Here is a 26,740-nt window from a genome sequence, read left to right as displayed (position 1 = left end):
ATAAGACTTTTATTCATATGGAAGTATTTGTATTATTCTATGGAAACTAGTTGAAACAGGGTTTATTCCTTTATTTACTGCCATTATGTCTACTAGCATATCATCATCCTTATTATTCAGAACAAGCAAAAACTGATTGATATTTTTTTTGAAGTATTTATCCATTTTCTTAGTATCAATTGTGAATACTGTATCATTATTTTTTTCTTTTTTGTATCCAGAAAATAAGACTTCCGAATCACCTAAGGTATTCAAGTACACGACATCTACAATTTTATCACTAGTGAGAGAAGTCATTAAAAGTTTGTTATATTTCTTTTCTGCAAAAAAATTATTGTTTTTGATTATTGTATTTACCCTCTGATTATCATTATCTACCCAAGCTAACTCCGAAACTAACTTTACTTTATCACTTTTCTGAATTCTTTTACTTTCAATTTCCTCGTCAGTGAAGTTGTAATCTCGGTTATCACCTACAAATAATCTTATTACTGATGAATGTGCTCCAGAATAAAAATTACCAAAGGATTCAACGAATGGGAAGACGATCAGCTCATCACTCTCATCTTGGTTCCACTTTATATCCACTTGTACATCTACTTTACTATCTTTTTTTGATTTCACTACCAAAGATTTACTCCAATTGTTCTCTCCTTTTTGACTCAGTAATGTAGCTTCCCTTCCCTGCATTACAAGTAATACTATGTTGGTATCCAGTTGTGTGTTTTCAATATACAGTGTACCTGATAATTTATTTTCAAATTTAGGTGTGAGCTTATAATACGGGTAAGTACTTCCTACTTGTTCCTTAGCAACAGCTTGATCTAATTTAAAGTCAATAAAAAAATGTGGCTGTTGTACCTCTTCTTGATTAACAAGTGTATTTGGAATCTTTGTTGCGTTGTTTGCTTCAATAATTTTCGTTGTTTCAATATGTTTATTGGAACTGCAACCTATTAAAATTAATAACATGAATACAACGATTACGATATTCCACTTTTTATTCATGGCTATTCACTTCCCTAATAGTAATATTTTGTCTGCTATTCAACAAAACATCCTCCTAACTAATACAGGAGGATGTTTTTATTTATTAGATTTTTAATTATGAGAAAAGAAATTTATATATTGCGTTCATAACTCGTACCGATTAAATAAATACTCCCACCATAAGCAATAGAATGAGATCCTACAGCCTTATATATTCTCCCACTTGTGAGGGATTGAGCAAGTACTGTGGATCTTGCAGTCCTATCTAAATCCCAAAATGCTGAACCGTAATCTAAATCGCCTTTAGCTAATAGGGTATATCCACCAAGAGATACGTATAAAGAAGTTTGAGCTGAAGCGGAATACAGCTTGCTATTTGCAACTGTTTTTGATTCTCCCTCAATTTCCAAAACATTCGTACCTGGTACTACACCTCTAAAGACTGCACTTGATGCTGTAGCCATAGTACTAAAACTTGCTGCCGTAATTGGAGAGTCGCTTTCGTTTGATACACTTTGACCAAATTCAACTGTTTCGGGATAGTCGATGTTTGGATCAAGTGTAGATACATCTGGAATTTCTTGAACTGAGACTGAAGATGCATTCGGAATAACTTCTTGAGCAGAAACTAAAGAACCAGTCAATAAAAAACATACTGCCAATAAAGATAATACTCTTTTCTTCATTAATTTCCCTCCAATTCATTTTAATACTATTTTTAAAAGCATAGATACCATATTATACCAGAATTACATATACTGGAATAGGGATGAAGTACCATTATATAATCCGTAACTACTATGAGAATTCACAAAATAAAGAAATCATACAAACAATTTATAACAGTGAGTAGAACTTATGACTTTTGATGCGAGTTTCAAGGCAACTGAACCACAGCCAGTATTACAATACTATATGGTAACCTCATTTAAGGCCCTTTCATGATGAAAAATTGAACTAACAAGCTACGATAGCTCAATAAAAGACATCTGACTATCTGTATAAACGACGAAAGAGCTTCAGCAACTCAGTTCCTTTTTACTTATGTACAAAATATCTAATTTTGTGCAGTAGTCGGGCCCATTTGGGATAAAAACTTTTTCTAATAGTATTGGTTGGTTATTGTATTATCTGTATAGAAAGGTGGGCATAAAAACAATTTTTTATGCCCTTATCTCAAAAATTGTAATACAACTCATCTGTCCACTCTCTTAAATCGTGAAATGTTGTTCTCATATATCATCTAAGATACTATAATTAGGAATTAGAAGTATTATACAGTTTTGTAGTGAAGTCTTTTCTTGAGCTTAGTTTTTCTATAGGGGACTTTTTCGATCATTTGAACTTTTTAGAATGCGAAGATTGAAAGTAGGGTATAATTATTGGTATAAAAAGGAAAGGAGGGAAAATATGTTTAAAAAACTGATTCTAGCAACTTCTACAATAATGTTGATTTCAGGAGTTGCCCTAAGTGCGAATTTATTAGCGGATCCTAGTAGTATTTCCTCGAGTTCAAAATTAAGTGCTCTAGAAGAGTCATTAGTGAGACCAAATGGTACTGATATTCGCTTAGGTCCAGAATTAAGTGCCGTAGAAGAGTCAGAAGTAGATCCAGATCTGAATGTGGATCCCGAAACGACTAGGGTGGATGAAATTCATACAAAACACGGCGATTTTGTCCGAGTAGAAACACAAACTATTTTCAATGAATCTGAGCTCGCAGGAAAATTAAATCAAATTGGACCTAATACGAAACAATTAACTCTTAATGTCGGAATGTTTTTAAGAAAAGACTCCGACAAATAGAGTTAATTCATGAAAAAGGAGCAGTTGCATCTTGGCAACTGCTCCTTTTTTACTTACTTAATTGACGTATCCATTTCCACTTACAGTAATCTGACCGACATTCTTGACTGAAACATAATAAGTTCCACCAGGTACATTCTCCCATGTTATTGTGCTATTCGTGTTTGAATAGTTACCGTAAACTACCTGACCACCTACTTCTGCCGGTACCAAAGAGTAAAGGATGCTTGCGGTTCCGCTACCACTACTCGGATACTGAACAAATGTTAATGATACATTCTGGTTGCCGTAAATATTGAAATAATCACTAGTAATAGTAGTATTACTATTAGGTAAAAGATTCGTATAAGAAAAACTTGCCTTTGCAGCAAATGGAGCTGCACGTACGATTGCCTCTGTTTTTGCTTTCCTAGCATTCTAAAAGCAATGAGGAGATGATAGCATTTGAGCAATGAAACTCTCGAAGAAAAGGTAGACAGGTTAGAATACTATATTCATCAACTAAGAGATTACATAGTTGCTCCTGATCGATTTGTGTTATGGGATTGGTCAATGTCACATCGTTTAAATCAGACAGAAATTAGAGGTCTTATTTCTCTATCTAAAGAATTCAACCTGAAAATGCAGGAGGAAGACAATTATCCTACTTTACAAGAGTTCATATCAAGGATAGAGAAAATAGTATACGAAGGTGAAAGAGAAGAATTCACCATTGTTGTAAATGACCTGTTTTTAACTAGTTTCTTGAATGGATTGGCTAAAATGGGACCTTTCAAGACATTGACTGGGCACTATCTAGGTCTTCTAAAAAAGTAAGGGGCTAATTTCATTGTACTTCTTCTGTGAATATGTCTGGTTTCCGGATCTCCAAATTCAGCCGAATTAAACCGTGACAGCCGATTAATGTTCTGTAGAACAATGAAAAAAACCGCGTTTTGGCCAACATGCCAAACACGGTTTTTCTTTGATTTACTTCATTTCTCATGGTTCTTCATTTTTCAATCTGGATTAAAGGGAAACCTCAACATTCAAGTTGTATGATTTCTTTAAAATGTTAAACTATAGAAGGGAAAGGGCAATGTCGGTCACCCTTCCTGATAAGGATGTGCCCTAGCTTTTGCGGTGGTGGGAGCCATGCTTTTTAGCTCTCTCCAAAGAATTAAAAAACAGCTCTGATATGGAGGGTATTCCATATCAGAGCTGTTTTAAATTTTTGAGGATCCTAATATCTTATTTCCTTCTCGTTTCCGTCCTCATCCCAGATGATTTGAGTCTTACGACCATCCGGATATTCTCGGATAACTTTCCCATTCTCTCCGTAACATATAAAGGTTCCTACATCAAAAGCCGACTTTCTGGCAGCAGCTGCTGCTTCCTTCCCGTACTGATCCAACTCTTCCTTGCTCAGTCTTTTCATAGAGTCTCCCCCTTTATTAAGAATCTTTTAAAAATAACTCAAGAGATAGCTGTGTTATCCTATCCTTCCCCTGCTTCTCTTCTAAGGGTTCCGCTACAGAAGCCTTCACAAGCCGAATATCCGTAAGAACTCTTCCAAGCTCCCCGTGAAATTTAGCCGTTTCATTCTGCATATCCCGCGATACAACGAACATCTTCACACCAAGAGGCGCAAGAATAGCAAGGGCAATAGGTAATGCGACAAGCATCATAACCGTCATTTTCCAGTCCATGAAAAGAAGAAGCGTAAGTGCACCTATTATTGCCACAATGCCAGATATAAATGGGATGACATGAACCGTAATAAAGTCTTTAATAACATGCGTATCGTTCGTTACACGACTCATCGTCTCACCTGATGAACTTCGATCATAGAAAGATACCGGTAGCCTAATGACCTTTCGCCATACCTCATTTCGAAGACTAGCGACAACATACTGACCGATATGTGACATCGTATAAAACGAAAATCCTGCCATCAAAGACTGCACAATGAACAATACCCCTAAAATTATTACGGTATTCATCTGTAAACTAGAGGTTGATAATTGATCAATAACGTCTTTCGTCATTATTGGAATTAGAAGACTGAATACCGTTTCTCCTAGTGCTAATGCAACAGCCACCTTCAACTGCCAACTTTTCGAACTTTTCGGCAAATGCTGTTTCATTAGCATCCAGAATGACCTCCCGTTCGGCTTAGTTAGGGTCTCAGAAGTGATAGTCTTCTTCATCCCATCACCTCCTGATCAACGATATCCATTTCAGTTCGTTGTGATTCAATTAGCGTATCCAGAATCTGAGTCCTATTATTCAAAATCTCAATCGCTTCAGTTAGGAAAGCATCTTCTTCTACATTAAGCAAATCCGGAAACAGAAAGGGGTCTGGCACCTTCCAATCGATATTATCACCATCATCCCCCTTTGCCTCCATCATCGTTTTACTCATTTCCTCAAGTGAACGAGAGCCCATGATATCCAGAATTATATGCAAAACTTGCCCCGTTGCTTCTTGGACAGCATCACCATCAGGAGCAAGGCCCTCTTTACAATACTTCTTTAATAATAACAATAAGCTAGTGATCTGATGCTCCGCTTCATTACGTTCCACAACTGATTTCTCCTTCATAAATACCATGTCGCTGAAGGACTCTGAGATGTGGTTCGTCAACCATTGCTGTTGCTCCTCTTCATGCTGAACCCTATGGATTAGCATAAGTAGCATTCCGCTATCAATTTCTTCCTCTTCCTCCTCCGCCAAAATTTTACACGATGTATTGCAGCAGTCACGCGCTCAAGATGTTCCTTCTTCTTCTGAAGCATCGCCTCTTGCGTTGCCAATGTTTGAAGCAGACTTTGTTCCGGATTATGAATAACCTTTGCTATCTCTTCTAGTGAAAAGTCCATAAACTTCATGGTTATTATTTTTTGTAGTGTGAAAAGATCCTTATCTGTGTATAACCTATGTCTCTGTTGTGTATACTGACTAGGTTTTAGCAAATTGACACGATCATAATATCGTAATGTACGCTCCGTTACCCCCGTCAGCTTGGCAAATGCTCCAATGAGATAGCTTTGATCTTCGTTCATAGCTTCAACTCCTTCTTACTCATGAGTATATCTCCTGACGCTACGTCAGGAGCAAGCATTATTTTTTAGGAAAGTGAAATTCAAGGAGATTACCTCCAACCCGCATACAAATCAAAAACTCCTTCTTGCAAAAATGCTAGCTTTTGCAAGAAGGAGTTTTTATTGTTTGTTTATTTTCAATGAATAAAGTTACTGTAATGTGGGATAGCCGTTATCTTCATCAATGGACCAGACCGTATCGAAATCCCATCCGACAATTGTATTTTTCTTATACAACTCCGCTGTCAACTTCCCAGCACCTACCTGTATCAAACATACCTGTCATTTCCTTATCGTAATAGCTGTCTTCAACGATTCCCGTTAAACCTGTACTTTCGAGGGAATATGACCCTCATCTGAACAATTGGGCAGGATGAGGGTCTCTTTCTGATTCCGCGGTCTTAAGCTCTTAATAAGAGGGCAACAGCGATCGGAAGAATAATCCGTCATCGTAGCGGCATCCTACACAAGTTTTTATCAAGTACTAGTTTTGGTTTTGAGTCTTTAAAGATATATTTTTTCCTTTTCTTTTAACAAATAACAACCCAAATCGTTTATGAGCATGTTACAATAGTAGGTATGCAATATTCTATTTAAATCTTATGGGGGAGCTCATGGAACTCGACACTAACTTATTTACACCGTTTAAACCTACATTCCGCTCACGAATAACATTAAAACTCAAGGCGACGTACGATTTCGATACACCTTTTTGGAGGTTATCTCAAAGTGGAGTTTGGGCATCAGGTTGTTATATGTTTGCTCTAACAGCGCTCAGCATACCCACTGGACTCGGCACTATGCTTGATATATTCATGATGATTACAGTAGGAACGCTAGGACTCGTATGTTCAGCGAATCTGATCGCACTTCTACTCGCATTGACTGGACTTCGTATTCCACGTCTATTCACTGGTGGGGTTTTATTTAATTTGGTCACTTTTTATTTCATGTTGTGGATTCCCGGTAGTGGCGTCATCGTATCTATCGTGATATCGGTTATCGTCACTCTACTAGGAATTCTTCTAGGTTGCTGGCTAGCCCTAGTGGCTAGTCAACATGTAAGAACTAGAACCAAATGGATCATGACTTTGCTACTATCTATTGTTCCATTCATCATCATAGGCTCCTTCTTAGTAGAGAAATCAGATATAATCAGAGTATCACCTATACCGGATACGACGATTTCTACCATTCCACTTTCCAATCCAGCTGAACTAGGTAACTTCGACACGCAGCATTTCACTTATGGAAGTGGAACTGACATACACCGTGAAGAGTACGGCACTTTGGTTGATCTTAAATCATCATCCGTAGATGCCTCTTCATATATTGATAAATGGCCTTGGCTACGCACCTTATCCTGGGGTTTCGACCAAAAGTCCCTTCCTTTAAACGGAAGGGTGTGGATGCCTACTGGAGAGGGTCCTTTTCCACTCGTACTCATGGTCCATGGCAATCATTTAATGGAGGATCACTCTGATGATGGATATGGTTATCTCGGAGAGTTACTTGCTAGTAGAGGGTTTATAACTATATCTGTAGATGAGAACTTTCTAAACTATTCTGTATGGTCGAAAATACCAAAGAATGATATCAAAGTACGTACTTGGTTACTTCTTAAGCATCTTCAGCAGATTCAATCCTTCTCAGAACAGCCTGAATCACCCTTCTATGAGCAAGTTGACTTCGGCAACATTGCTCTGATCGGTCACTCTCGAGGAGGTCAGGCGGCGACTATGGCTGCAGATGCAGATCGTTGGTTCCTATCGGACCCAAATCTCAACAAAGATCTCAAGAACTTCTCCATCAAAGCTGTGATCGCTCTCGCTCCAACCGATGCAAAGGTCGATGGAATGCAAGCAAAGCTTCGAAATGTAAGCTATATGGTACTTCAAGGGGCACGTGATGGCGATTTGAATGAATATTTCGGCGAACGTCAATATGATCGTGTTAGCTTCCCATCTAATGACGCCGGATTTAAAACTTATCTCCATATCCCTAATGCTAACCACTCCCAATTCAATACATCGTGGGGGGGACTGGATACGAACTTACCGAAGGGACTATTCCTAAACAGAAATGACTTAATGAAGGGTTCCGATCAAAGGCAAGTTGCTAAAGTGTATGTATCTGCCTTTTTGGAAACCATTTTCCATGATCAAACAGAATATACAAGTTTATTCCGTGACTACAGAACAGGGCTACACTGGCTACCAGACTCCATCTATTTCAATAGATTTGAGGATGGCAAGTTTATCGAGCTTGCTACATTTGATGACGATAAGAACAGCTCGACCATTGTAGATGAAATAAAGACTGAAGTAAGCGGTGGACTAAACTGGACTGAAGAGTCTATAACACCGGAGAATACAGGCATCCTATTAAACTGGAACAATGATGACTCGCAAGAAGCTACCTTTTCACTTAGTTGGGATGAGGAGGAGGATGGCGTAACAGATTATTTTACAGAAGCAGATGGGCTCTCTTTCTCCTTAGCCGACCAAAATGTGGATGGAATCGATGTTCAGGGCGATACGGTACCTATTGCAGAAATTGAAATAGCGTTGGAAACCGGTGATGGTATTTCTGTCACCCTTCCTCTATCACAATTCATGACGATTCAACCTATGATCGTTCCTCAATTCACGAAAAGTGTATGGCTTGAGAAGCATTTCGATAAGGGTAAATACAGCACGCCAGATACTGGGATATATCAAACGGTTGAACTGCCCTTCGAGGCAGTAGAGAAGATCAACCCTAACTTTGTACCTGAAAATACAAATAAAATCACTCTGAAATTTAGTGAAGGTCCTGGCCAAGCATTATTGGGTGATTTGGGGCTATATCAGAATTGAACAACAAGAGGATATTACATTAGGAGGTGAACTAAGTGGACAACGAAATACTACGTTATACTTTTGCTTATAAGGTGATCTCAACTGGAAATGAAGAACAAATTAGCGTATTTGCCGATAGTAAAGAGAAAGCTTCCGAGCTTGCCCTAGAAACGGCTTATGATTATGAGTTTACTTCCAAGGAAGATATTGAGATGGGGGAACTTCTGAGTATCTCCAAAGCAGTTGGTGACAATTACGTCGAATGTGCGGGTTGCGCATCATAAAATGACAAGAGGATACCAACGTGGTATCCTCTTTCTTTTCTACTTTAAACAATATCCACTCTATCAATATTTCTAAAAGTGACATAGGCTACACCCACACCTATCACTGCTAGTGTAAGAGGTATCGCGATAATAGAACTAAGTGAGAAACCACCGTTGTTAGAGTTAATCACTGCAATAATCAATAAAGATGACACAATCGTTGTAGGGACTGATTTCTTCCGCATTCCAAAATATAAGCAGATGAGACTCATCCCCGTTGCTGCTATAGACTGAACGACAACATTGACTAAATCTGGTAATAACCAATCGTTAGATAGATCATTCGGAACAAGATTAAGATAATGATTGATCATGATAAAAGCACCTGATACAAACACATTTGAAAGCACGATTACGATGAAAGTTACCCCAGTGATTAGTAGTATTTTAGCAAGGATAATTTTGTTGCGTTGGACCGGGTAAGTAAACAGAACTGATATCGTATTATTCTTATATTCCCCTATGATTATTTTGGCAAAGAGTACGGATGCAAAAATTACAAACGTCACTCGTACGAAGGTCCCCACGACCGATAGTGCTTCAGTTATGCCTATAAAGACAGGTTCTCCCTCTAGCCCCCGCACATAAGGCATAAAGCACATGAACAGAAGGATCAACAGGTTTGCAACAACAACCCCTTTAAAGTACCAACCCAATTTATTCTTCTTCAGCTCAAGCTTCATCAAGTTAACCAACATTCTCCACCCCCTCGATTTGTGTTAAGAAGTATTCCTCTAACGATGCCGTCTTTTTATTAATTGATTCAATGGCCACATCGTTTAGGATCAATGTTTTGGAAATGTCCGACTGGGCTATGTCGGTATCATAAATACGAATAACCGATTCATCCATCACCTTGAAGTTGCTGAGTTGAAGCTTACTTTCCAGAATGAAAGCTGCCTTCTTATAATCAGCAGTCTTGAGCTCGACATAGTCCGTATTCTGCGCTCGCAACGTATCCATGGATACCTCTTGGATCAGCCTCCCACTCTTAATGATGCCAATCGTATCCGCAACCAGTTCAATCTCTCCCAGCAGATGACTTGAGATTAACAACGTCATGCCATACTCTTTACTAAGCATACTGAATATATTTCTCATATCTTTCATACCACTGGGATCTAACCCATTGATGGGTTCATCAAGAATTAATAGTTCTGGCTTCGTAATAATCGCCCTCGCAATACCTAACCTTTGCTTCATACCTAGTGAGAAATCTCGAACAGATTTATGATCGACATTAGTTAAATGGACTAACTCCAAGGCTTCTTTGATTGCCTTCTTATTGTAGAAACCCATATACGCACAATGCAGTTCTAGATTCTCAAGTGCTGTCAATTTATCATAAAAGATAGGATACTCAATAATGCTACCTATCCGCTTAAGATACTCAATGGACGATTGCGTTAAGGGTTCTCCGAACATGACAATGTCACCGCTAGTCGGCTTGACTAGGTTCAGTAACATCTTCATCACTGTCGTTTTTCCTGCCCCGTTAGGACCGAGGAATCCGTAAATCTGTCCTTGACTAACTTTCATACTTACATCCGTTACGACATCTTTCCCTTGAAACGATTTGGTTAAATGGTTCGTGCTCAGGATAATACTCATTTTTGTTGGCTCCTTCAAATGTTCTTATTCATAAGAGGTTGTTCAAAAAGTCACCGTTTGATCACGAAGTATAACAGGAGGTGTATTCGACATCGAAGATTGAATTCAGCCGGTCCTTCCGGTGCTCACGTAGGTACTGCCTACGCTCCGCTCCTCAGTCCCTAGCTTCATCCAATCTTCTCGGTGCTGAAAAGTCGACTTTTTGAACTCTCACTATAAGATTAGAGCATAACCTTTTCTTTTCTCTTTCTTAATTCTTACAAAAATCTTACGAATACATAGCATCCTAATATGTAGCTCGTGGAAGTTGTACGGTAAAGACCGTCTTTTTAAATGGGTTACTGTGAAGATGGATTTCTCCACCTAATTGTTCAACTAATCTTTTGGTTATGGTGAGCCCCAGTCCGCTACCCTGAAATGATTTATTCCTGGAGTCTTCGAGCGTATACATTCTTTCAAAAACAAGATCATGATGCTGCTCGCTAATGCCTTTCCCTTGATCCCACACATCCACATATACATAGGCTTCGTCACTTCTCAAGGTAATACCAATAACTTTTCCATCGAATCCGTATCGAATTGCGTTATCCATTAAGTTATTCAATATGCGTTCCAATGCTTCTTCATTAGCGTAGGCATATATGGAGGTATCTGGTATTTCAATCATAGGCTGAAGATCGTTCAATTGAATCACATCATAGAATGAAAGGATGCTATTCTTACACACGCCATTCATGTTCACACGCGTCACAGCAAAATCTTGATCGTCTGACTCGAGCTTAGCCAAATCAAAAAAAGTATGAATCAGCTTAGTGATCTCTAGTGCCTTTTGATGGAGTAACTTTAATAGTCGTTCTTGTTCTTCCTTATCTAAGTTAGGGTCATGAAGGATCATTTCAATCGTTCCGAGAACGACAGTTAATGGCGTCTTTAGATCGTGGGACACATTGGCAAGCATCCGTCTCATCACCATTTCAGTTCGTGTAAAATGCGCTGTTAACTCTTGGTTAGCATCTAGCAACAAATTCATCGCTATCAAAAGGGATTGGACGTTAACGTCATCCGTCACTCTCATGAGTTTCTCTGAAGACTTAGTCTCCATAATAGACATTAACTTACTGTAACAGTATTGTAGGTCATCCGTTCTTCTCTTCGCCGATATGTACTGAATTATAATGACCACACTTAATAATATGATGATACTAACGTATAGAATAGTCATACTAAAACTCTCCTAGTCTATAACCGATTCCCCATAGGGTCTTAATATACTGAGGATCCGAGGGGTTGTCTTCGATCTTCTCTCTCAATCTTCTCATATGTACATTAATGATGTTCTCATCTCCATAATAGGCTTCATCCCACACCGACTGGTAAATCTGTTCTTTGGTGAATACCTTTTTGGGATGAGTCATGAGCAGCTTAAGTATTTGTAACTCCTTAGAAGTTAACTTTACTTCTTTCCCATTCTTACTAATGGTTATGTTATCCATATCCATCGCTAACTCATGAATCTCGACGATATTTGTTCTATCATCAGTCTGAACATTCACATGATAACTCGCTCTTCGAAGTGCCGCCTTCACCCTAGCAGATAGTTCTATCATAGAGAATGGCTTAGCAATGTAGTCATCCGCTCCGAAACCAAGTCCTAATGCTTTGTCCACTTCACCATCTTTAGCAGATACAATCAGAATTGGGATCAGACTCTTCTCTCTAATGATTCTTAAGAAGTCCATGCCACTTAACTTCGGAAGCATCAGATCTAGAAGAATCAAATCAAATGATTCTTGGGCAAATCTCCGTACCGCTTCTTCCCCATCTTTCGCATGGACAACGGTGAATCCTTCCTTCTCCAAATAATTCACTACCATCTCACCTATGGAAGGTTCGTCTTCTACGAGTAATATTGTTCCTGACAATCTATCTTCACCCACCTATCTTGTTATATCCACAATTGCATCTTATTTCTTCGACCTATCTCTCAATTTACCACTATTCTGACAATCTCGCATTATGCCATCTAATAGAATGTTTTTTCCATTTACTATATATATGGAAGGATTATAATTAGAGCTGTATATACTATGAATAGAGGCTCAATATAACGAAGAAATGGATTATCATTACAGCAAGTTTGATCATTGTTGCCGTAGTAATTACTATCTACCTCATTGGTAAACGAGAACAACCTATGTATATTTTTGAAGCAGAAGATGGCGTTCTTCATGGCGTGGAGCAGAGTCAACAGACCGCAAGCTTCTCTGGTAATGGATACGTTACAGGCTTTGACCAACCGGAAGATTCATTGTCCATAACTATTCATGCTCCGAAAGAGGGAATGTATCAGCTGTGGATCGGCTATAACGGAGAATGGACCCATACCAGATCCTAATCTTCTACAAGAATATCAGACGAATTGGAGCTGGTATATGATCATCCATATGTAATCACACTTGACGAGCTAACCGATCTACACACACACTGAACTAAATAGCAGGTTTATTATATACCTAATAATTGGATATATTCCGTTGACCAGTATATACTAGTTATATATAATTCTTATATACTAATCATGGGGGGCTTGAGTTGAAGTCACATAACATTACGATCCGTTCAGAAATAGAAGAATATATAAGACAATCAGGAATGAGTCAACAATCGTTCTCCCAAGCTGCCGGCATAAGCCAACGTATGTTACGTGCTATATTAAATAGGAACTCTCCTAAACCTATAACCTTAGAACAGCTAGATCTTATTACTACTGGTATGGGACTCTCAGAAGGATACTTATACGAATTATATATAGATGAGTGCTTCAGAACTACCGCTGCGAACTGGCAGAGTCTACAATCATTTTTAATTCGTTGCGCGGAACTAAAGCATCATGATTGCATCCGCCAAGTCATAACTCGTCTAGATGAAGATTCAAGTCCGATTACTGAAATTTTTGATACTGCAGAATTAATGTTTGCACAAGGTTGGCAAGTTGCTGCTGCGATCATGTATGAGAGCGTTATAGAGGCTGAAGAATTAACTCATTCGGAACGCTTAGCCATAAGTTATTATAGGCTCTTTCAGATTTATAGATCAGATGGGCATAAGAGCTTCATGATTGCTATGCAATTCATTCCCTATCGTCATCGATTGCCAGATGCATATGCTCTCGATGGGTTATTAATGCTCATACAAATGTTTGCAGTTAAACCCAAATGGGATGAAGTCGAGAATTATTCTAATGAACTGGTTCAATTGGCTGAAACGATCTACCTAAAGCAACAACAGTGGAATGATCCTGAATTCAATCCTGCGCGTCCTTTAGTATATTACTATGGGCAAGGCTATTTGTTTAAAGCGGGTTCTTATGAGCATCGTGGGATGTTCGCAGAATCGAAGAAATGGATTGCGAAATATGAAGATATGAGTTGGCTTGAAGGGCTCGATGCGATAGGAATCAAGGAAGTAGAACAATTTAACATGTTTGCTAAAGCTAACTTATTATCTATTGAAATTAAACAAGGAAATCTAACAAGGGTTGTAGAATACGTGAATTTCCTCAAACAACAGCCTAATGAAATTGTATATGGTTTGACTACTTTACTTGAATCCGCCAATCGAGTTAACTTTTTAGTTGACGAATATCTCGATATATTTACAGATCAAATTGCACAATATCGAATTGATCACAAAGAGGGTTGGAGTTATGAATCCACTTCATATTACTATAAGGAACCTTTTTATACTTATCGTTATCACGTGTTTTTCCAAACATATGCTTTATATTGTTTTAGAAAAGGGCTTCATCGAGAAGGTCTAGAAAATGTCTTACAGAGCTTTAGACTTTCATTCACTATAAATAGTAAAGATGGTATGGTTAGCTCTATGACATTATTTGAAGTGTACCGTCAGCACGCAACTCAAGAGCAACAATTTGTTTATTCTGGAATATGTAAGGAGGTGTGGGAACATGAAGAAAATCTTCGTCCGTATGGCGACGCAATTTATGATGGTTAGCCTTCTAAGCGCAGGTGTAATATCATTATTCTCTCACGGTATGGGAGTATAAACAAAACAAGAGTTGCCTGCGAGAAGTCTTTTAAAGACTTCTCGCAGGCAACTCTCTTTTATTCACCAAATAGATTGTTTATTTATTCACCCAAATCGACTTTCTTCGAATCCTTCTGCCCTTCTGTTGTCGTAACCGTAATCGGCGACCATTCAGCAATAACAGTCTGTCCGTGTACAGATACGCTTCCTTCTGGTGATAGATCCTTCTCCGTCATCATCCCAAGCGCAATGGTGAACTGATTCAGCTTAATCGGAATGTTCTTCTCCCGTCTAACCTCTACCCCGTTCAAATAAAAGACCGCTTCATCCTGAGCACGATTGTACGTTATTTTATAGGTGTTAAATTCCCTTGGTTTGAAGTTCGTATCTTCTTTAAATATGCAGAAGTACCGTGTCTTATCAGATGGAGGTACCTGAACGCCTGGAAAAGGAAGAATGCCATATACGCTTGCATACTTATCATTCCCAGCAAAGAAATCAAGCGCTGCACCCGTTGTGAAATCCAGTAAATTTAAAGAGACATACCCATCATACAAGTCCCCAGGGGCTGTATTCTGTGTGCGTGCACGGATCTGTAGTTCAAAACTCACTTCTCCCGCTTCCGGCACTTCCACTGGTTCTACAGAGTAATACATATGCTTCGCATTATCCAGTATCTGAATATGATCATTCTTCCGACTTAACGTAGCACGTGCATAAAGAATTCCATTGCGCACGATGACAACCGCATCTGGCTCACGATACTCCCAGTATGTTCCATCAGGAAGGGGGAATCCACCCATTTTCCACACTTGTCCTTCTGATAAAATAGTATGAAAATCACCAATCACTACTTGTTGTTCCATCTCAAATCCCTCTTTCCTTCTATAATAAACATTTCTATGTGCTCTACATTAACCCTTCAATAATCATGATCAGGATAAGTATCGCTCCAAAACGCATGGTTGCTTGTAAAGATCCTCCCATGAGCGGTAAATAAGCTTGAGAACTATTATGCTCCTTCAATCTGCCATATACACGGTATAGTGGAATTAAAGCTATCCATGCGATTAGCGCATAGTAAGGTAATATCCCTACAATCGTACATATGAAGAGTGCTATCGCGGCAAGATACAGTAGCACTTTAGAGAATTGGAGCGCTCGCGCTTCGCCCCATACGACAATTAGCGTTTTCTTACCTGCTTGAAGGTCTAATTTCCAATGTAAGAAATGATGATTGAACAGAATAAGCGTCGTAAGAAGTCCGATCGGCAACGATAATAGAAGCGCGCGAATATCCATATGGGCTGTCTGCACATAATAAGCACCCATCACAGGCAGCACACCGAACGAAAGTAGAATAGCAACTTCTCCTAATCCTTTTCCACGATATCCAAGCTTTAGAGGAGGTGCCACATAGAAAAAGGCGATTGCCCCACCCAGTAGCCCGAGGACGAATGCCCACCAACCGCTAAAGAAGCTCAGTATTATTCCGCAAGAAATAGCGACACCAAATAACATCCATGTCACGATTGTATACGTTCGTACACTCCACATGCCTTTCGTCAAATATCCAGAGTGGCTAGTTATGGCATCGACCTCATCTTCTACAACGGAATCGGCCCCATTCTTATAATCCCATAAATCATTGATCATATTGGAGAATAGATGTGCAAGTGCTGCACCTATAAGTGTTAATACAAATAGTCCAATATGAAATACACCATCCCATACAAAAGCTGCTAATGCACCTAATGCAACAGGAATAAGCATAACCATAATGATCGAAGCTCGTGATGCCTTTAGAAATTGTCTAATCTTGTTCAATCCTTATGTCCCCTCCTTCTTGTTCAAAACTCAACAAATAAAGCCTGCAAATAAGTTTGCAGACGATTGTTCAAACTCTCCACTTTAAGAATATCATATTTTATCGGTTATTGTCATGATTGGGGACTCTGATCCATTGGAATTAATTTCTCGTATTTACTAAATCCTTTAACTTCACCCATAAAGCTATATCCATATCTGGGGTAATAGCTGTTCAATATTTCATTATTGGCTATACAGTCCAGTCGTATTCGGTCCTTACCTTTGAAATGAATTCCGTTGTCCACCCAATGGAGGATCTCTCCCCCTAGACCTTTGCCCGAATAACCGCGGCTAACAGCAAGTCTATGTACGTATACAGCCGAGCCAAGTTGCTCGTCATTCTCGCCCCATAAATCTTCATCCCATTGACTAGCCCGCCTCTTCAAGATTACAGTTCCCACACAATAGCCATTCTCTTTGAATACAAATACTTCCCCACGTGAAATAGAACCGAGCATATCATGGCTATCTTCTCCCTCAAGAAGGCCTGCCCATTGATTAGATCCTTGGCTATGCAACCATCGTGCTATGTCTAAGAGTATGTCCATGATATCCTGTACATCGTCTACATTCGCTTGATATGCTTGTACTCGCTTATTTACATATTCACTCATTCGAATAGTTTCCATTAATATTCCTCCATATTCACAAGATTAGGACAACCCCTTAAATTTAATATAACATAAACCCACTAATTACTGTCTAGCTAAACATCAAAAATCACCTTCCTGAATCATGGGAGCATAATTCAGAAAGATGATATTTCGAATCCTACTTCTAACAATTATTCACATCAGAGCGCTAAATTACAGAAGGAATGATTTCGTAATAATCACCAATAGAATAAACAATACTAAAATTGCACTCGTTGATGTTCCAATACCCCCAAAGCCACCTAAAGCTCCACTCATAAGTCATTCCTCCTCAATTTTAAGGTACAATCTAGTTTATGTTGTGAACGAATAATGGAGCGGGTTATCTGGCAATTTCAAAAAAAATATCACTTATTCTTATCGCTTATTCGATATCACAAGAAAGAATGTTGCGAGTGGACCACATACTAAAGACAGCAAGAACCAGTTGAGCCCAGACCTATTTTTACCTTGTGCAATCCCAGCGTTAATTAGTGCAAGTGTTCCCCATCCAACAAAATACCCGTTATCCAACGCAAATCACCTCTTTGTCAGTTATAGAGGTTTATACGTTTCCAAAGTCATTTCGTCACAAGAGACAAAAAAAAGAGGCTCCGCTATCATAGCAGAGCCCTCATAAATGATTGGTTTACCTTATACCCATAAGGCTTTAGAGATAATGACCAATAGAATAAACAATACTAAAATTGCACCAGTCGATCCACCTAATCCACCAAATCCACCAACAGCCCCGCCACATGCACCGGCATTTCCGGCATTTCCAACATTACCACCACAACCATATCCACCAACAACTTCACCCATGATTAATTCCTCCTTTTTTGTGAGTACACCCTAGTCTATGTACATTAATCATTGTGGGAGAGGGCTTTTTGGTAAAGATATGATTGTTACCATCTTTAATCCGCCGTTAGCGCTTGGGAAGCGAACATCAGTAAGTAAGTTCAGGGTCAGTACGGATGATTTTGCAATCCATGCTCCCACGTAGGGATGGATATCCCTCAGCAATCCTTTCCGGACAAGGGCTGAAAGGTCGAGAGTGCGAACCCCCCAGGGATTTCATGTAGCTACTTCATTCCATGGGGAATGAACTTATTGTTCCATAATATTATATTTAGCCTGCCAACCTAATAATCTCTTGGCCTTAGCACTAGATAGTAAAGTTGCTCTACCCTCAAGTGGCGTCCGGATATCAGTCACTCCTGGTAGGTAACGATTAACTAATTGCAATGTAGGTTGATCAGATGATATATCATCTGCTGCTAGGTTCAAAGCTACCGCCCCAAGTCCATCTGTCTCAATGGCCAATTGGCACGCAGAAGCAACGTCTCTTGCGTCGATGTAACTCCATAGAATACGCAGCCGATCTTCTGGATGATCAAAGCGTGCCTTCACATCTGCATAACGCTCTGGAACTAGAATATTACCTAATCTGAAGCTAACAATTTGCATACCCGTACGACGGTTAAACGTCTCTGCAGTCACCTCATTCACGATCTTCGACAATCCATAACTATCTTCCGGTAATTGTGGATGTTCTTCATCCATCGGTAAATACTTCGGTTCAAAGAATTCACTAGCGAAGCAAATTCCATAAGAGGATTCACTTGATGCCACTACTACTTTATCTATATTATAATTAGCCGCCGCCTCCATAATGTTGTATGCACTCATCACATTATTCCGATAGCATACTTCATTGGTGTGCGTATACGCTTGCGGAATTGCTGCAAAATGTACGATCCCTGCTACCTCTTGCCGATGCCCACCCGCATACTGAGAAAGTGCACTATGAACTTGGCCCAAATCTGTTAAATCCGTAATAATTGTCCGACAAATTTTCTCGTCAGGGGCTTTTACATCGAGATTAATAACCTCATAATTTTGTTCTACAAAATGCTTCAGTATCCATTTCCCTGCCAGCCCACTACCTCCAGTGACAATTACCCGTTGTTTACTCATTAAGAGCCTCCTTAGATTTGTAGATCATAGCTACAATTATATAATATAACGCTTACAAGCATCCATTGTACCTACTATACAACAATCTGTAAACAACATAAGCGTATCAGAATCATATGTAACACAACAGTATCTTCAACTAAACGCTCGGCTTAGAACCCATTCTATTCGCCATGCATGATTGGGGAACTGCGCATACATTGCATAAAATAGAGAAAGCACAACAACAATCCATCTCACAATAACTGGGATGGATTGTTGTTGTGCTATCATTTTTCTACCATAGCGGTAAATCCTTCACCATTAACAATCACATTCGTATCGAATAATGATGATATTCATCTTATTCCTTTACACCACCTAATTGAAGACCCGCCACGAAGTATTTCTGCATAAAAGGATATACGACTAGTATTGGTAATGCAGCTACAATCGTGATCGCTGAACGAATCGAGATTGGAGTAATCATATTTCGCGCTGAATCCTGATCCATTCCTTGCGTCATTCCAGGATTGCTATTCGAATTCATCGTTGATGATAGTAGCTTCATCAATTCATATTGCAAAGTGCTCAAGTGTTGCTTGGAGGATGCGAACAAGAACGTATCAAACCAAGAATTCCATTGACCGACTGCAACGAATAGAGCAATAGTCGCGAGTACTGGTTTACATAACGGTAGAACAATTTGAATGAATATTCTAAACTCACCAGCCCCATCAATTTTGGCAGATTCAAATAGACTTTCTGCCAAAGTTTTTATATAGGTTCGAATGACAATGAGATTAAATCCACTTACAAGTCCCGGAATAATATAGACGTAGAAGGAATTTAGCAAATTTAAATCTTTAATCAAAAAATAATAGGGAATCAGTCCCGCATTGAAATACATTGTCATGACAACAATTAAAGTGAAAGATTTCCGGAAATAGAAATTTGTCCTGCTGAGAACGTATGCGAGCATAGACGTTAATAGAACGCTAAGGACCGTGGCAATGACCGTCCTTGCCACTGAGATCCAGAATGCATTCAGCACAGTACCTGTGATGAATACTGCTCGATAATTCTGCAACGTCCATTGTCTTGGCCATAAATAAATGCCACCACGAACCGTATCTATACCAGAGTTAAAGGATATGGCAAGCGTATTAAGGAACGGATAGAGCGTAATAATCGCTAATAATACCATCCCTATCGAATTCAGTGTGTGAAATACAATCGGCTCCCAACGACTTGTCTGAATTAATTTTCTTCTCATTGCACTAGACCTCCTCAGATCAATCTCTCTTCGCCAAGACGTTTGGCGATGGTATTCGCAGCAAAGATGAGCGTGATACTGACGATGGTCTTAAATATTCCGGCAGCAGTTGCAAGTGAATAGTTGCCTATTCGAAGCCCATATTTCAGTACGAATATATCAATCGTCTCGGACCAATCCACAATGAGGCCATTACCCAGCAAATATTGAACCTCAAATCCAGCTTCCAAGATCCATCCCAAGTTCATAATTAATAGAATGATAATAATCGATTTAATGCCTGGTATCGTTATATACATCATCTTCTGATAGCGATTCGCCCCATCTATATCCGCTGCTTCATAAAGTTCTGGACTAATTGAAGTAATAGCAGCTAGATAAATAATTGCGTTCCAACCGACTTCCTTCCATACGTGAGATGCTCCTACAATTCCCCAGAAATACTTCCCTTCATTCAACCACATGATTGGATTATCAATTATGCCTATCTTCATTAGTAATACATTCACTATGCCATCATCAATAGCTAGTGAATTAGCGACAAGCCCCGTTACGATAATCCAAGATAGAAAGTGTGGTAAATATGAAATTGTCTGTACTGTTTTCTTGAAGTACTTCGATCTAATCTCATTGAGCAATATAGCAAATACAATGGCTGTCACAAAACCTAGAACCATATTAATCATACTCATGGCTAACGTATTACGAAGTACACGAAGAAACGTTTCATCTGTGAATAGGAAACGAAAATGCTTAAGTCCTACCCAAGTCTGATTAGTAAAAGTCTTTGCTGGCTTGAAATCTTGAAAAGCCATAGACCAGCCCCATATGGGTACGTAGGAGAATAGGATAATATAAAGCATGACTGGAACGGACATGAAGAGTAATTGCCTCTGTTCACGTAATATTCTCCACCTTTTAATAATAGGGCTGATCTTAGGTACTTTATTATAGTTTGATACGGGCAATTTAGTTTCAGACATAGTTCACTGCCCCTCCTATTCCTATTCCTTGGAAAAAGGGAAGGTATGAAGCATTTCGCATCATACCTTCCACATCAGTATACTTCTTACAAAATCATTTACTCCAATTGTCAACGCGCCATTTAATCTGTTCGTTCACTCTATCTTCATAAGCTTTTACATTGGCTTTGCCAAGCTCTCCTAAGTACTCATCCCAGACCTTATCGAACTCAGCAGGTTTGGATAAGATAGCCTTCGGCAAAAATTTTAAAGATAGATCATTGATCTTCGTATCAGCAATACTTGCATCCGAACCTTCAACAAGGTCGATCTGCCATGCCGCGTAGTAAACAGGATTCTCAGGTGGTGGTGCAAAGAACTCAGTCCACATGTCATGGCCATATGCATCTAGAATTTCTTTATCTAACGGTTTCAGGCCATCCTTAAATTCTTTGACTTGCGATCCAGCTGCATTCGCATTTCCATCACTGAACGAACCTTGGATTTTAGGGATATATTCCAAAAGATATTTTGCACGATTGACAAGTTGCCAAGCAGGGTCTACCTGCAGATCACGCATCTCTTGGGTTCGATAGAACATACCTTCTGCATCTACCAGATAATCTTCACCTTCTATTCCCCATTGCAGCGTCTTCTGCCAATCCTCAGCAAGCATTGCATCTAAGGCCTGAATAATTCGGACCGGGTCCTTAGCATTTACACTAATTCCGTAACCATTGTTCAAGTTAACAGGAGGACGGTCACGATACCAATCTATCGTATTCGAGTCATAGACAAGAGGAAGACCTACATAGGTACGATCCTCTTTCTTCTGTGTCGTAAGAGAGTCCTCAGCCGATGAGAAGTTCCAGTGTTGGTCGAACATTGCAAGTACACGACCACTAGCTATTTTGGCCAAATACTGATCATAGTTTTGAGCAAATGCTTCCTTATCCATCAATCCAATCGCATTCGCATCGTTTAACTTCTTGTAATAGTCTTTCGCGATTGCTTTATCTGCAAAGATCTGTGCAACATTGTTATCTACCGTCACGCCACCATCATTCGGATATCCCGCCAAATGCTGCGGTGCGTTCTTAAGCCCAAATGTCCGCCAATCAAAAGCGAGGGTAGTGAATCCAATCGTAGGTTGTCCATCAATTTGCTCATACTTTTCTTTATATTGTTGAATAAGATCAAAGTATTCATCCAACGTCTTTAATTTCGGATAACCGTATTCCTTGAGAACTGCTTTCTGAATCCAGAAGGCAGGACCTCCATACCATGTTTCATTAAATGCTCCAGTGTACACTCCGTAGTTAGGCAACCAGTAAATATGCCCATCACTTGAGTCTTTCATCTGATTCAAATACGGTCCGTAATGCTTCTTCAAGTTCGGCCCATGTTGTTCAATTAAATCTTCTAAGGGGATAACTGCACCAGCTGCGACTAACTTCGTATCTGCCGTAATCAAATCAGGGTATTCACCACCCGCGATCATAACTCCGAGCTTCTGCTCATTATCACCTACGAGAAATTCCATCTCAAAGGTAACTCCAAGCTCATCTTTAATCTTCTTATAAATTTTGTTACTCTCAGGTGATACTTGCCCAGGGGCGCCATTGTACACCGAAATCTTAATTGGACTTAGCTCCGCAGTGGCCGGAGTGTCCGTACTTGGCGTTTCTGTTTTTGTTTCTGTTTCCGTTTTCGTATTCGCATTCGATGCGTTATTGTTACTGCATCCCATCATGACAATGCTGAATATCAGCATACAAGCCAATGCTGTCATGAATGTTTTCCTTCTCGTAACGGCCATTAACTAACCCCCTAAAAATTGGTTTGGAAACGCTTTCAGTACTTATTATAGATTATACTTGTACGTTTACAATTCTCAAATTAAAGGTCTACCCCCCTCAAATATTAGAGCAATACTAATAAATGACTCACGATGCTTTAGACATCTCTTGGTTTCTGTCCCACTCTTTTCTCAAACTGCTTTAGAAATTGCGAGTAACTGCCGTATCCAATCCTCTCCGCAATTTGGCTAGCCTTAAGATCTTTCCCTTTGAACAATCTCAGCGCTTCATCAATACGTAGATTGTTCACGTACTCCTGAATGCCTATTCCATATTTGTCTTTAAATGCTTTGCCTAGATAGACCGGGTGCAAGTAATATCTAGTTGCAAGATCCTTAATCGATATAGGCTCACAATAGTGTTCCGATATATATATCTTAGTCTGTTCTACTATGCCCACTGCTTTCGATTCACGAATATCAGTGAATCGTTGTTGAAATGCTATACAATACTCACTCAGCCAATGCTCCATATCGTTCAGGGAGCAGGTAGGCTTATGTAGATTGTGTAGCGATAGCTGTCCAACCCCTTCAAAGTCTTGCCCGATTTCCTGAAGAATGAGAAAACTCTGATATACAATATGATGTATGAACATGATAATAATGGCTTGAGAAGTCCACGTAGCCTGAAACTCACGAAATACGTCGTGAATCTCCTTTTGGAGATGGTTAGGATTCGCGCACTCCATCATATACAGTATCCCAGTCGCCTTACTTAACATGGCAGGATCGTAACGAATTCCCTGATTCATAACATCTTGATAATATACAATAGGATTTCCTTTCATGAAGAAAAGGTAGGCGGAGGCTTGTAGGGCATCATTGTAGGATTCTCTAGCCTTGCCTAATTCAACAGTCAATCGCCCAACGGACAGACTGAATCTGACTGCCGTTCGCTCCTGAATTAATAGAAGTAGATCATCCACTACTTCCCTAATATCTTCTGAGGCTTGAAGGCCATATATGAGCCCAAAAGAGTGCGTAGTAGAATTAACCATAATGATCTGTTTTTGGCCCTCTATACAATGCTTCACAGCCTCTCGAAGATCCGTATATGCGGTCGTCTCCACTAAAAAGTGAATGCAACACCAACGACTCGCCTGATCAGATATCTGTGCTAACTCATCTCTTATGATATCTTCTAGTTCATCCAAATCACCGTTCACGAGGTCTGACAATACTCGTTCTAACTGAGTACGTTCTACAAACTTCGTGATGTCGGACACCTGCTGCCGACGTTCCAATATGCCATATACTTCAATGAGCACCTCTGTCGCTTCACTATCTATGATCGGCTTCAGCAAATAATGATGGACCCCATTTGCGAGCGCACGCTTCGTATATTCAAATTGACTATATCCACTTATGACTATAAATATAATATCTTCCCTGCCTTGGAGTTTACTCTGCTCAATTAGTTCAAGACCATTCATGATCGGCATTTCAATATCAGTAACGATAATATCAGGATCACAATCCTCTATAGTGTGTAATGCTTCCATCCCATTCTCACAGACTCCACAAATTTCAAACCCGAGTTTAGTCCAATCGATCATAATCATCAGGGCTTCGAGACCCAGGGGTTCATCATCAACTAATAATACTTTATACATGAGGTCACCTTCCCTCTTAAGAAGAACTTACATTGTCATCTATATTTGAACCGGTTCTTTGAAGTTGGAGAAGCGGAATGGCGAATCGCACCTGAGTTCCCTGACTCAACAAACTCTCTATCTGAAAATCTACACATCCATCATAGTACAGTTCAAGCCGCTTATACACATTACGGATCCCGACATGCACACCCGAATAATCAGTTGCTCGGATGGACTTTATAACTTCCTGTATCCGAATCTCATCCATTCCCATTCCATTATCCTCTACAACTACGACAAGTTTCCCTGCTATGACTTGTGCAGTGATCAGAATATTACGAATCTCCTTTGCCGCCTGAAAACCATGCTTACATGCATTCTCTACTAATGGTTGAATGCTCATCTTCGGAATCTTGTAGAGTAATACCGACTCATCAATAGTCAACGTGTAATCGAATCTCTCCCTAAAGCGAAACTTCTCGATCTGTAAATACATTTCTGTAAAACGTACTTCTTCTTGTAATGTAACAAGATCATCCGTCCAACTTAACAGTCGACGTAGAATCAAAGATAGATTCTTAATAATCTCCGTGATCTGGGTATATCCGTTCTTCGTGCTAACTACCAGCATGGCATTTAAAGTATTAAACAGAAAGTGTGGATTCAGTTGGCTCTGTAAGAAATTCAACTCCGCACGAACCCGTTCCAGTTCTAAGTCCTTTTTCTGAATCTCTAATTTATATACATCGTTAATAAGTGAATTGATCTTGCCTATCATAAGATTATAGCTGTGAATTAGTCCACCTATCTCATCTTTTCCTTCCGGCAGAAGTAACGGATCAAATCGCCCAGTCTTTACCCCTTTCATCTGCCTAGTCAGCCTATTCATTCGGTCATGATAAGACCTTAATATAATGATAATTAATACGGTCGGTATGAACGTACTGATAATCATGAGTACAATCATAAATTTGCGTGATTGTGTAAACGTATCTGCCACTTTATTATGATCTGCCATTCCAATTAATTTCCATCCTTTCATATAAGTGGCGCTTCCCAAACTTCTCTCGAAGCGAACCGTCTCATCATCTGTTACATCCATCAGCATCTGCATTTCAGGGGTAGCTATGTCATTTCCTTGTTGACTCGACATGACAATCCGGTTGTTATTATCAATCAACCAAAAATCCAAATAATCCCGCTCGATTATCAAGATATCATTCAATTTATCCATATTAAGATCAATCTTTAAATATTTCTCATATGTTCGGAGGTCCCTAAAATTATCGAGTTTATAGATGATACTAATCAATCTGGCAGGTTTATTCGGAGGTAGTGGTGCTTGATTGGTATAAGCATATACAAACACTTGATCCTCAGAGGATTGAAGCTTCTTATACCATGGCGTTTGCTTCAATCGTATATCTAAATAGAAATATTCGCCGCCACTTGCAATCGTATCATTGCTCGTATATATGCCCAATTCAAGTAGATTGGGGTGAACAGGTAAATATGCTTTCAGTTTATTCCGCAACAACAAATCATTGGTCTCATAGAAGTCCACTGGACTCTCATAGATTCGGTCTATCGCCTTATACAATGCTAGATCACTAGATATCGTGTAACTTAGACCAACCAACTCTTCGATCGTTCTTGTCACTTCTTTCGTTGCTCGATTCATTGAGATTGCTATATTCTCTTCTTCACGAAGTAGAATATTCTGTGAAATTTGCTTATAGAAGAGAATGTTAATCGCAATAATGGGAATCAACACACACAATAAGTAGATTATTAGGAATTTGTATTTCAATGGAATATCATTAATGATATGAGTAAATCCTCTAATTGAGTGTCTCCGCATCCGCATCCTCCCTGAAAT

The 26,740-nt window shown here is 39.4% G+C and carries 30 protein-coding genes; 6 read left to right on the top strand and 24 right to left on the bottom strand.

Going from position 1 to position 26,740, the window contains the following annotated elements:
- Window positions 1–9: 9 nt before the first annotated feature.
- Both AC1TO8_RS09205 and AC1TO8_RS09200 read right to left on the bottom strand, forming a co-directional pair.
- Window positions 10–1,008: a hypothetical protein gene (locus AC1TO8_RS09205; RefSeq protein WP_482055323.1), complete on the bottom strand. Its 999-nt coding sequence runs from the start codon at window positions 1,006–1,008 to the stop codon at window positions 10–12.
- Window positions 1,009–1,121: 113 nt separating this feature from the next.
- The gene (locus AC1TO8_RS09200) at window positions 1,122–1,676 is read right to left on the bottom strand and encodes a hypothetical protein (RefSeq protein ID WP_482055322.1); all 555 of its coding nucleotides are present in this window, start codon (window positions 1,674–1,676) and stop codon (window positions 1,122–1,124) included.
- A gap of 724 nt (window positions 1,677–2,400) precedes the next feature.
- Between AC1TO8_RS09200 and AC1TO8_RS09195 the strand changes: the two genes are divergently transcribed.
- Window positions 2,401–2,796 (top strand): hypothetical protein, encoded by a 396-nt coding sequence (locus AC1TO8_RS09195; RefSeq protein WP_482055321.1) that lies wholly within the window; start codon window positions 2,401–2,403, stop codon window positions 2,794–2,796.
- Window positions 2,797–2,853: 57 nt separating this feature from the next.
- On the opposite strand, the gene AC1TO8_RS09190 is transcribed toward AC1TO8_RS09195, so the two are convergent.
- Entirely contained in the window at window positions 2,854–3,009 is a 156-nt protein-coding gene (locus AC1TO8_RS09190) for a hypothetical protein (protein WP_482055320.1), read from the bottom strand.
- A gap of 231 nt (window positions 3,010–3,240) precedes the next feature.
- On the opposite strand from AC1TO8_RS09190, the gene AC1TO8_RS09185 reads away from it, so the two are divergent.
- Window positions 3,241–3,612: a DUF1878 family protein gene (locus AC1TO8_RS09185; RefSeq protein WP_482055319.1), complete on the top strand. Its 372-nt coding sequence runs from the start codon at window positions 3,241–3,243 to the stop codon at window positions 3,610–3,612.
- A 406-nt stretch (window positions 3,613–4,018) separates the two neighbouring features.
- Here the strand turns inward: AC1TO8_RS09185 and AC1TO8_RS09180 are convergent, their stop codons facing one another.
- From AC1TO8_RS09180 to AC1TO8_RS09160, 5 genes are all read right to left on the bottom strand, one after another.
- The gene (locus tag AC1TO8_RS09180; RefSeq protein WP_482055318.1) at window positions 4,019–4,213 is read right to left on the bottom strand and encodes a hypothetical protein; all 195 of its coding nucleotides are present in this window, start codon (window positions 4,211–4,213) and stop codon (window positions 4,019–4,021) included.
- A gap of 16 nt (window positions 4,214–4,229) precedes the next feature.
- Window positions 4,230–4,985, bottom strand: a complete 756-nt coding sequence (locus AC1TO8_RS09175) for an ABC transporter transmembrane domain-containing protein (protein WP_482055317.1) — start codon at window positions 4,983–4,985, stop codon at window positions 4,230–4,232.
- Window positions 4,982–5,467 carry a hypothetical protein gene (locus AC1TO8_RS09170; protein WP_482055316.1) on the bottom strand — a complete coding sequence of 162 codons (486 nt, stop codon included), beginning with the start codon at window positions 5,465–5,467 and terminating at the stop codon, window positions 4,982–4,984. The genes AC1TO8_RS09175 and AC1TO8_RS09170 overlap by 4 nt, the downstream gene beginning before the upstream one ends.
- Complete coding sequence (locus AC1TO8_RS09165) at window positions 5,461–5,841, bottom strand: MerR family transcriptional regulator (RefSeq protein ID WP_482055315.1); 381 nt, start codon at window positions 5,839–5,841, stop codon at window positions 5,461–5,463. The genes AC1TO8_RS09170 and AC1TO8_RS09165 overlap by 7 nt, the downstream gene beginning before the upstream one ends.
- Window positions 5,842–6,030: 189 nt before the next feature.
- Window positions 6,031–6,153 carry a hypothetical protein gene (locus AC1TO8_RS09160; RefSeq protein WP_482055314.1) on the bottom strand — a complete coding sequence of 41 codons (123 nt, stop codon included), beginning with the start codon at window positions 6,151–6,153 and terminating at the stop codon, window positions 6,031–6,033.
- Window positions 6,154–6,494: 341 nt separating this feature from the next.
- On the opposite strand from AC1TO8_RS09160, the gene AC1TO8_RS09155 reads away from it, so the two are divergent.
- Both AC1TO8_RS09155 and AC1TO8_RS09150 read left to right on the top strand, forming a co-directional pair.
- Complete coding sequence (locus tag AC1TO8_RS09155; protein WP_482055313.1) at window positions 6,495–8,738, top strand: alpha/beta hydrolase family protein; 2,244 nt, start codon at window positions 6,495–6,497, stop codon at window positions 8,736–8,738.
- Between the two features lie 35 nt (window positions 8,739–8,773).
- Window positions 8,774–9,004 carry a hypothetical protein gene (locus AC1TO8_RS09150; RefSeq protein ID WP_438347455.1) on the top strand — a complete coding sequence of 77 codons (231 nt, stop codon included), beginning with the start codon at window positions 8,774–8,776 and terminating at the stop codon, window positions 9,002–9,004.
- A 44-nt stretch (window positions 9,005–9,048) separates the two neighbouring features.
- Here the strand turns inward: AC1TO8_RS09150 and AC1TO8_RS09145 are convergent, their stop codons facing one another.
- The 4 genes from AC1TO8_RS09145 to AC1TO8_RS09130 form a co-directional block, all read right to left on the bottom strand.
- Window positions 9,049–9,744, bottom strand: coding sequence for an ABC transporter permease (locus AC1TO8_RS09145; protein ID WP_482055312.1), 696 nt, complete (start codon window positions 9,742–9,744; stop codon window positions 9,049–9,051).
- Window positions 9,734–10,657, bottom strand: coding sequence for an ABC transporter ATP-binding protein (locus AC1TO8_RS09140; protein WP_482055311.1), 924 nt, complete (start codon window positions 10,655–10,657; stop codon window positions 9,734–9,736). Before AC1TO8_RS09140 ends, AC1TO8_RS09145 begins: the two co-directional genes overlap by 11 nt.
- Window positions 10,658–10,943: 286 nt before the next feature.
- A complete protein-coding gene (locus AC1TO8_RS09135; RefSeq protein WP_482055310.1) occupies window positions 10,944–11,879 on the bottom strand; it encodes a sensor histidine kinase in 936 nt (311 codons plus the stop codon).
- A gap of 1 nt (window position 11,880) precedes the next feature.
- A complete protein-coding gene (locus AC1TO8_RS09130) occupies window positions 11,881–12,531 on the bottom strand; it encodes a response regulator transcription factor (RefSeq protein WP_482055655.1) in 651 nt (216 codons plus the stop codon).
- 263 nt (window positions 12,532–12,794) lie between these two features.
- Here AC1TO8_RS09130 and AC1TO8_RS09125 point away from each other — a divergent pair, with 263 nt between their 5' ends.
- Both AC1TO8_RS09125 and AC1TO8_RS09120 read left to right on the top strand, forming a co-directional pair.
- A complete protein-coding gene (locus tag AC1TO8_RS09125) occupies window positions 12,795–13,052 on the top strand; it encodes a CBM35 domain-containing protein (protein ID WP_482055309.1) in 258 nt (85 codons plus the stop codon).
- 197 nt (window positions 13,053–13,249) lie between these two features.
- Window positions 13,250–14,674: a helix-turn-helix domain-containing protein gene (locus AC1TO8_RS09120; RefSeq protein WP_482055308.1), complete on the top strand. Its 1,425-nt coding sequence runs from the start codon at window positions 13,250–13,252 to the stop codon at window positions 14,672–14,674.
- 134 nt (window positions 14,675–14,808) lie between these two features.
- Here AC1TO8_RS09120 and AC1TO8_RS09115 read toward each other — a convergent pair whose 3' ends face one another.
- The 12 genes from AC1TO8_RS09115 to AC1TO8_RS09060 all read right to left on the bottom strand — a co-directional run bounded on the left by AC1TO8_RS09115 (window position 14,809) and on the right by AC1TO8_RS09060 (window position 26,722).
- Window positions 14,809–15,573: a DUF6081 family protein gene (locus AC1TO8_RS09115; protein WP_482055307.1), complete on the bottom strand. Its 765-nt coding sequence runs from the start codon at window positions 15,571–15,573 to the stop codon at window positions 14,809–14,811.
- Window positions 15,574–15,616: 43 nt separating this feature from the next.
- Window positions 15,617–16,534, bottom strand: coding sequence for a prenyltransferase (locus tag AC1TO8_RS09110; RefSeq protein ID WP_482055306.1), 918 nt, complete (start codon window positions 16,532–16,534; stop codon window positions 15,617–15,619).
- 113 nt (window positions 16,535–16,647) lie between these two features.
- A complete protein-coding gene (locus tag AC1TO8_RS09105) occupies window positions 16,648–17,205 on the bottom strand; it encodes a GNAT family N-acetyltransferase (RefSeq protein ID WP_482055305.1) in 558 nt (185 codons plus the stop codon).
- Between the two features lie 177 nt (window positions 17,206–17,382).
- Window positions 17,383–17,487 (bottom strand): YjcZ family sporulation protein, encoded by a 105-nt coding sequence (locus AC1TO8_RS09100; RefSeq protein ID WP_482055304.1) that lies wholly within the window; start codon window positions 17,485–17,487, stop codon window positions 17,383–17,385.
- Window positions 17,488–17,586: 99 nt separating this feature from the next.
- Window positions 17,587–17,742, bottom strand: coding sequence for a hypothetical protein (locus AC1TO8_RS09095; RefSeq protein ID WP_482055303.1), 156 nt, complete (start codon window positions 17,740–17,742; stop codon window positions 17,587–17,589).
- Window positions 17,743–17,862: 120 nt separating this feature from the next.
- Complete coding sequence (locus tag AC1TO8_RS09090; protein ID WP_482055302.1) at window positions 17,863–18,033, bottom strand: hypothetical protein; 171 nt, start codon at window positions 18,031–18,033, stop codon at window positions 17,863–17,865.
- 288 nt (window positions 18,034–18,321) lie between these two features.
- Window positions 18,322–19,191, bottom strand: coding sequence for an NAD-dependent epimerase/dehydratase family protein (locus tag AC1TO8_RS09085; protein WP_482055301.1), 870 nt, complete (start codon window positions 19,189–19,191; stop codon window positions 18,322–18,324).
- 343 nt (window positions 19,192–19,534) lie between these two features.
- Complete coding sequence (locus AC1TO8_RS09080) at window positions 19,535–20,446, bottom strand: carbohydrate ABC transporter permease (protein WP_482055300.1); 912 nt, start codon at window positions 20,444–20,446, stop codon at window positions 19,535–19,537.
- A gap of 14 nt (window positions 20,447–20,460) precedes the next feature.
- Complete coding sequence (locus tag AC1TO8_RS09075; RefSeq protein ID WP_482055299.1) at window positions 20,461–21,429, bottom strand: ABC transporter permease; 969 nt, start codon at window positions 21,427–21,429, stop codon at window positions 20,461–20,463.
- A gap of 94 nt (window positions 21,430–21,523) precedes the next feature.
- A complete protein-coding gene (locus AC1TO8_RS09070; protein WP_482055298.1) occupies window positions 21,524–23,227 on the bottom strand; it encodes an ABC transporter substrate-binding protein in 1,704 nt (567 codons plus the stop codon).
- Between the two features lie 137 nt (window positions 23,228–23,364).
- A complete protein-coding gene (locus tag AC1TO8_RS09065; protein ID WP_482055297.1) occupies window positions 23,365–24,879 on the bottom strand; it encodes a response regulator in 1,515 nt (504 codons plus the stop codon).
- Window positions 24,880–24,895: 16 nt separating this feature from the next.
- Complete coding sequence (locus AC1TO8_RS09060; protein ID WP_482055296.1) at window positions 24,896–26,722, bottom strand: cache domain-containing sensor histidine kinase; 1,827 nt, start codon at window positions 26,720–26,722, stop codon at window positions 24,896–24,898.
- Window positions 26,723–26,740: the final 18 nt, after the last annotated feature.

The organism is Paenibacillus sp. Y859, assembly GCF_056786405.1.
This window is presented reverse-complemented; position numbering and strand designations above follow the sequence as displayed.

Bases quoted from the DNA above. Each gene is read 5' to 3' on its own strand.
- AC1TO8_RS09085 (WP_482055301.1), bottom strand. From the start codon at position 19,191: ATGAGTAAACAACGGGTAATTGTCACTGGAGGTAGTGGGCTGGCAGGG.
- AC1TO8_RS09155 (WP_482055313.1), top strand. From the start codon at position 6,495: ATGGAACTCGACACTAACTTATTTACACCGTTTAAACCTACATTCCGC.
- AC1TO8_RS09115 (WP_482055307.1), bottom strand. From the start codon at position 15,573: ATGGAACAACAAGTAGTGATTGGTGATTTTCATACTATTTTATCAGAA.
- AC1TO8_RS09075 (WP_482055299.1), bottom strand. From the start codon at position 21,429: ATGTCTGAAACTAAATTGCCCGTATCAAACTATAATAAAGTACCTAAG.
- AC1TO8_RS09090 (WP_482055302.1), bottom strand. From the start codon at position 18,033: ATGGGTGAAGTTGTTGGTGGATATGGTTGTGGTGGTAATGTTGGAAAT.
- AC1TO8_RS09065 (WP_482055297.1), bottom strand. From the start codon at position 24,879: ATGTATAAAGTATTATTAGTTGATGATGAACCCCTGGGTCTCGAAGCC.
- AC1TO8_RS09200 (WP_482055322.1), bottom strand. From the start codon at position 1,676: ATGAAGAAAAGAGTATTATCTTTATTGGCAGTATGTTTTTTATTGACT.
- AC1TO8_RS09100 (WP_482055304.1), bottom strand. From the start codon at position 17,487: ATGAGTGGAGCTTTAGGTGGCTTTGGGGGTATTGGAACATCAACGAGT.
- AC1TO8_RS09070 (WP_482055298.1), bottom strand. From the start codon at position 23,227: ATGGCCGTTACGAGAAGGAAAACATTCATGACAGCATTGGCTTGTATG.
- AC1TO8_RS09130 (WP_482055655.1), bottom strand. From the start codon at position 12,531: ATGGTAGTGAATTATTTGGAGAAGGAAGGATTCACCGTTGTCCATGCG.
- AC1TO8_RS09205 (WP_482055323.1), bottom strand. From the start codon at position 1,008: ATGAATAAAAAGTGGAATATCGTAATCGTTGTATTCATGTTATTAATT.
- AC1TO8_RS09170 (WP_482055316.1), bottom strand. From the start codon at position 5,467: ATGCTAATCCATAGGGTTCAGCATGAAGAGGAGCAACAGCAATGGTTG.
- AC1TO8_RS09195 (WP_482055321.1), top strand. From the start codon at position 2,401: ATGTTTAAAAAACTGATTCTAGCAACTTCTACAATAATGTTGATTTCA.
- AC1TO8_RS09145 (WP_482055312.1), bottom strand. From the start codon at position 9,744: ATGTTGGTTAACTTGATGAAGCTTGAGCTGAAGAAGAATAAATTGGGT.
- AC1TO8_RS09105 (WP_482055305.1), bottom strand. From the start codon at position 17,205: ATGGAAACTATTCGAATGAGTGAATATGTAAATAAGCGAGTACAAGCA.
- AC1TO8_RS09180 (WP_482055318.1), bottom strand. From the start codon at position 4,213: ATGAAAAGACTGAGCAAGGAAGAGTTGGATCAGTACGGGAAGGAAGCA.
- AC1TO8_RS09080 (WP_482055300.1), bottom strand. From the start codon at position 20,446: ATGAGAAGAAAATTAATTCAGACAAGTCGTTGGGAGCCGATTGTATTT.
- AC1TO8_RS09060 (WP_482055296.1), bottom strand. From the start codon at position 26,722: ATGCGGAGACACTCAATTAGAGGATTTACTCATATCATTAATGATATT.
- AC1TO8_RS09165 (WP_482055315.1), bottom strand. From the start codon at position 5,841: ATGAACGAAGATCAAAGCTATCTCATTGGAGCATTTGCCAAGCTGACG.
- AC1TO8_RS09135 (WP_482055310.1), bottom strand. From the start codon at position 11,879: ATGACTATTCTATACGTTAGTATCATCATATTATTAAGTGTGGTCATT.
- AC1TO8_RS09140 (WP_482055311.1), bottom strand. From the start codon at position 10,657: ATGAGTATTATCCTGAGCACGAACCATTTAACCAAATCGTTTCAAGGG.
- AC1TO8_RS09175 (WP_482055317.1), bottom strand. From the start codon at position 4,985: ATGAAGAAGACTATCACTTCTGAGACCCTAACTAAGCCGAACGGGAGG.